Source organism: Chrysosporum bergii ANA360D (assembly GCF_029891735.1).
GTDB lineage: Bacteria > Cyanobacteriota > Cyanobacteriia > Cyanobacteriales > Nostocaceae > Umezakia > Umezakia bergii.
This window is the reverse complement of sequence record NZ_JANQDH010000088.1, coordinates 1-4,988: the sequence shown is the minus strand read 5'-3', so window position 1 is coordinate 4,988 and position 4,988 is coordinate 1. Positions and strand designations below refer to the sequence as shown.

Genomic DNA, 4,988 nt, shown 5'->3' with positions numbered 1-4,988 from the left:
GCCCGATTCCATTCTGGTTCTGTCATTAAACGAGTACCTTGCCATTGACAGTAAGCCATTGCTTCATAATAATTGACTTCCACTGGCCAATCTACAGGCAATTCGAAAATATCAAAAGTTGCCCGATACTTGTAATTGTGGGAATTTTCCAATAGCCAAAATTTAGGATGTTGCACATTATTTTGTTGTTTCCATTGCCAGGATTCACCATGCCAATATTCTGAATTTTCATAGCCACCAGCTTGTATAAATTGTAAAAATTCTCCATTGGTAATCAGATTACTACTGGCTAAAAACGGTCGAACTACAATTTCTAAACTGCCATATTCGCTATCCCAACCAAAAGTTAAATCATCTTCTTTCTTACCTAATTTAACTAAACCACCAGGAATTTCCTGCATTTGATTAGGGGGTATTTTACCATGACTGGGTGCATAATTACATCCTGATGGCAACCTTAAATACTCAACTGGTAACTGACGTAGCAGCATAGAAGAGGTCTCAAAATGTATGCGACTGTGTTCAATTCCCATTAATAATGCCCATAGGGGATGTTGGGCCTGAATAGGCAAATTTAAAGGTGTATTTTCAATTATCTCAGTAATTGCTTGTCTGGCATTTTCTCTATATTCCCAAACCTGGTCTACATCCGGCCAGATAATATGTTGGGTTGCCAATTCTAGTTCATCAGGTGTTTCTGGGTCAACACCAACCTCGAACAAAATCTCAAATTGGGGATTAATGGGATTTGGCAATAATCCAACTCGAACTAACTTGTTAATGTAAAAAACTGCTGAGTGTCCCAAATAAAAAATTAATCGGTTTCTCAAAGGATCCGGATTCAGGTAAAAAGCATCCGGGTGAGTGATGCTTCTTAATAGGGTTGTTTCTAACTCCCAAGAGTTGTTAAAGTAATCAAGCAGGTTTTTCCTACTACAACAATCTAGGTTGATGATTTGGGTAGATGCTAGATGAGGAAGTCGGGATAGGGTTGGCATTTTTTGGGGTTAAATTTTATCCGGTTTATCAGCACACTATTTATGTACGTGCTGTTATATAGATACTACACACGGTGGCGTTTTTTTCATTATTAACCAAAATTTAACCATTATGGTTTACCTCCCCAGCAATGGTTATTTCGCTGATTGAGTTAGTCTGATTTTTTCAACGACAAAATCTCAGCTTCACTACTTTCTCTAGCAACGCGAATTAATAAAGAGCAAGCCATTAAACTGGCAACCATGGAATTACCCCCATAACTAAACATGGGTAAAGGTAAACCCGTGGTTGGTATGGCACCTGTTGTAACAGCAATATGTAATAGTGATTGTCCAATTATAAGTACAGTCACACCTGTTGCTACTAATTTGTGAATGGGATTTTTAGCCTTGAAAGCAATTATTAATCCCAGGGTTGCAAACATACCCAACACTAATAAAAGCACTATACCACCCACAAAACCAAACTCTTCAGCGAAAACTGCAAAAATAAAATCCGTATCTTGAATGGGTAAATAAAACAATTTCTGCTGGGACATACCAAATCCCACTCCCCAGGTTTGACCTGTACCCACTGCTAGTAAACTTTGTACCAACTGATATCCATCCCCTGTAGGATCAGCCCAAGGATTTAGAAAAGACATGACTCGACGCCGTTGGTACTCCTTAATACTCATACTTAATAATGCCAGGGAAAACCCTCCTAATGCTGTTCCTACCAAGTATCTGTAGGGTATGCCACTGGCTAGAGCAATAAACCAAATTGTCATGCCACAAAGCGCAGTGGTACTAAGATTAGGTTGGGCAAGAATCCCTAACAGGACTAAACAAAACACACCTAACCAAAACAGACGAACTTGTGGGGAGAGTTTTTCCCACTGGGCAAAAAGTCTAGCACTTTGTAGGACTAAAAATGGCTTGATTAATTCTGATGGTTGAATGGGAATAGGACCAATGGCTATCCACCGCGCTGCATCAAAAGCCTTTTTTCCTACCCCGGGAACAAGGATGAGGAAAATTAGTAATAAAAATAGGAATAAAAACCAATGGGATGCTGCTAAAATTTTAGATAAGGGGGTATTTACAATCCAGTTAAATAAAATGAGACCAACAAAGACCCAAATAATTTGACGTTTAAAGTAATACAACCCATCATCCTGGCGTTCAGCAGCTACGGGATAAGATGCAGAAAAAAGCATAATTAACCCCAGGATTAACCATAGCAATGTCAACCAGCGCAACAAACGTGCTTCCGGGGCCCAATTACCAGCAGAATGATCAAAAAATGGAGTGAGTTGACGTAGGTTCACGTTGAAACTATATATGTTTACACCGCCCTACAGCGAGTAAGGCGGTTGGAGCGGGGTTGGCTGCTGTTCGACAATTTCTGGACATAGCTAGACACTCCTTACCTGATGGTAGGTAACTCTTTTTTATGGCGGACTCATGCACGCTCACCCCACCTACCCAGATTGTTAATATCTGGGTAGGTTTGGGTAGACATTAATGAGCGGGAGACTTGATTAGTTCTGACCTATGAGAATCATGCCAAACCAGTATTAGTACCTTGCCTACCAGTTGCTAATTCTACCTTAACAATTTTACCACCCATTTTCTGAATTCGTTGCTGCTCGCGGAACCAGTTTTCGTAGGGAACCAACTTGGTAAAATAAGTATTCTGTAATTCCCTTTGGGTGCGGGTGCGGGTTAAGCTGGGAACGCAAGCGGTCACTTTAAATAAACGAGCCATTCTTTCTAAACTCCCTGTGTTTTGGAAAACCTTTTTTATCGGAAAAATCTTGAGACTAAATCCTGTCTCAAATCTTTGAATTTATAGCTCTAGTCAGAACGCTATAGACAGGGTTGATGGGTAGCTATTCTGAAGGCCTTTGCACCTTTGTAGGTGACTACGGCTATATCTATATCTATTCTATTCCGCTCTATAGGATCTACCCAAAGCTACTCAGACCTTTACAAATCTGGACTTTAGAACCTACTTGCTGTTTCATCGTAGTCTCAAGATGATTCTTGAGAGGTTTGTCTACTCCACAGGCTGACACGGTGGAACTCACCGCCAAGTCTGAACGACTCGGAATAAATATTCCTTCAAACCATCGTTCAATATTCTTTGCCGCGTTTAAGTCTCTGTCTTCAATGTGACCACATTCAGGACAAACATAGACGCGGTTTTTAAGTGGCATTTTATGACGATGTTGACCGCAGTTAGAGCAAATCTGAGAGCTAGGAAACATCCTATCAACTAGCATTAATTTGCTAGAGAACTTCTCGGTTTTGTATTCTAACTGTCTACGGAACTCGTACATACCACAATCAGCAATAGCACCAGCTAACTTGTGATTCTTCAAGAATGACTTAACTGATAAATCTTCTATCTTTATTTCGCTGTGGTTTTTAGCAAGATAGTTAGTCAATTTATGGATAGCATCTTTACGAATGTTAGCTATTCGTGCGTGCATTTTAGCTAGTTTAGAAACAGCTTTTTTACGGTTATTAGAACCTTTTTGTTTCTTGTTTACCGAACGTTGTAAACGTTTTATACGCTTACTCATACGTCCGTATGCCTTCGGATTAGAGAACACTTTACCATTAGAACAAACAGCTAATTCTTTGATTCCAATATCAACGCCTACAGTCGGTCTATCAACTGCTACGGTAGGCTTTTCAATCTCGTACTTAATAGCAATAAACCATTTATTAGCTTGTCTTGAAATCACACAGTTATGAACTGCTGTAACTGGTAAAGGTTCAGCTAATTTTACCCAACCAATTGAAGGTAACTTGATGCGTTTACCGTCATTTTGAATCTTAGGAACTGCTTTAGTACCTGATTCAAGGTAAAAAGAGTCTCGTTGACCTTTCTTTTTGAAACGTGGTTGTTTCGATGTCTTTTTAAAACATCTATCCCAAGCTACACGACAATCAGCTAAAGCTTTTTGAGGAACATTTTTGTTGACTTCGTAATACCAATCATGTTGAGATTTCACTTCAGCAACTAATTTTTTATGTAAATCGATTGCTGTAGGTATTTTAATTGACTTGTCTTGCTCACGTAGTTCTAACACTTCCTTGATGTAAGCGTTTCCCCAATTGTAAGCATGACGAGCCACACCAGATGCTTTACGGAACAACGTTTCCTGCTTATTGTTTGGTATCAAAGCTGTTTTGAAACTGAGTAACACTGTTCGACCTCCAATGTTTTTGTTGACTTCTCTATTATATATCTATATCTACCAACTGTCAACATATTTAGGTAGATTCTTGTACAGCTTTGGCTACATTATCTAAAAGCTTTTTGTTTTTGCGGCTACGAGAGCCGTATAGACGCGCTGAAAAAACTGTGATTAACTCAATCATGTCTGTGACTAATTCTTGCTCGAAGGTAGTTTCTTCAGTTGATTTATTGATAATGACTACCTCAGTCTCATACTCTTCACACATGGCAAATACAAGCTCAGAACCAAATCTAAGCAACTTATCCTTATGTGTCAGAACTAATCGACCAACATCACCTTGCAGGATGCGTTTAAGTAGCTTTTGAAGCCCTTTTTTGTTGTAATTTAGTCCAGAGCCTAAGTCATATATGGTTTCAAACTGCCAACCATTAGCACCGCTAAAAGCTTCTAAAACTTGTATCTGTCTAGTCAACTCTTCTTTTTGGTCACTACTAGAAACACGAGCATAATTAATGGTCACACGGTCTTCTAGCTGGTTAAAATCTCTTGGTGTAATGCGTTTGATGTCTGCTAGATAAAATCTTCTGTGACCTGATGGCGAACGTTCAAAACGCAACTTTCCTGAGTCTGCCCACCTACGAACAGTCTTCACAGAGACACCAAGCTCTTTTGCAGTGTCTCCTATTGAAATAGTCATTTGAGAGTCTTCCATAATTACATACCAATTAGGACTACTCTCAATCTATAGACGTTCCGTTAGTTTTGTCTAGTTATGGGTAGAAATTACCGAACAGTT

Annotated in this window: 5 protein-coding genes; all 5 read right to left on the bottom strand. The window is 39.3% G+C overall.

Annotated features, from left to right (window positions below; translation table 11 throughout):
* Nucleotides 1-998 (bottom strand): 5-histidylcysteine sulfoxide synthase (gene ovoA, locus NWP17_RS13050; RefSeq protein WP_280655326.1); only part of this gene is annotated, 998 nt, incomplete at its 3' end.
* Between the two features lie 152 nt (nt 999-1,150).
* Nucleotides 1,151-2,308 carry an FtsW/RodA/SpoVE family cell cycle protein gene (locus NWP17_RS13045; RefSeq protein WP_102943352.1) on the bottom strand — a complete coding sequence of 386 codons (1,158 nt, stop codon included), beginning with the start codon at nt 2,306-2,308 and terminating at the stop codon, nt 1,151-1,153.
* A 233-nt stretch (nt 2,309-2,541) separates the two neighbouring features.
* On the bottom strand, nt 2,542-2,748 hold the full coding sequence (locus NWP17_RS13040) for a phycobilisome linker polypeptide (RefSeq protein ID WP_006278152.1): 207 nt from the start codon (nt 2,746-2,748) through the stop codon (nt 2,542-2,544).
* A gap of 199 nt (nt 2,749-2,947) precedes the next feature.
* Nucleotides 2,948-4,198 carry an RNA-guided endonuclease InsQ/TnpB family protein gene (locus NWP17_RS13035; protein WP_280655325.1) on the bottom strand — a complete coding sequence of 417 codons (1,251 nt, stop codon included), beginning with the start codon at nt 4,196-4,198 and terminating at the stop codon, nt 2,948-2,950.
* A gap of 67 nt (nt 4,199-4,265) precedes the next feature.
* Nucleotides 4,266-4,904, bottom strand: coding sequence for an IS607 family transposase (locus tag NWP17_RS13030; RefSeq protein ID WP_006276758.1), 639 nt, complete (start codon nt 4,902-4,904; stop codon nt 4,266-4,268).
* Between the last annotated feature and the right edge of the window lie 84 nt (nt 4,905-4,988).